This window comes from Tritonibacter sp. SIMBA_163 (genome assembly GCF_046535935.1).
Lineage (GTDB): Bacteria > Pseudomonadota > Alphaproteobacteria > Rhodobacterales > Rhodobacteraceae > Epibacterium > Epibacterium scottomollicae.
Genome location: NZ_JAWJBP010001171.1, coordinates 1 through 242, shown reverse-complemented (window position 1 = coordinate 242; position 242 = coordinate 1). Strand labels below are relative to the sequence as shown.

General features: G+C 62.4%; 1 pseudogene. It reads left to right on the top strand.

Features of this window, described 5'->3' with window-relative positions:
- A pseudogene (locus tag R0J92_RS26005) lies at nucleotides 1-220 on the top strand (hypothetical protein); the annotation flags it as partial.
- Between the last annotated feature and the right edge of the window lie 22 nt (nucleotides 221-242).

Here is a 242-nt window from a genome sequence, read left to right as displayed (position 1 = left end):
CGTGGATGACCAGGGGCGAGCGCGATACAATCTGCACTGTACAAAGCATTGGTTCGCCTCTTGGGCGATCAGCCGCGGCTTCAATGCGAAGGAGGCTCAGACCATGCTCGGCCACACGAGCGTCGTGATGACGCTCGACGTCTACGGGCATTTGATGCCGACGGCGGAGCGGCCGCATGACCGGCTCGAGACCGGCCTGCCGCCGGGGCTGCTGGGTTAGACGCAACAAGAATGCAACAAAC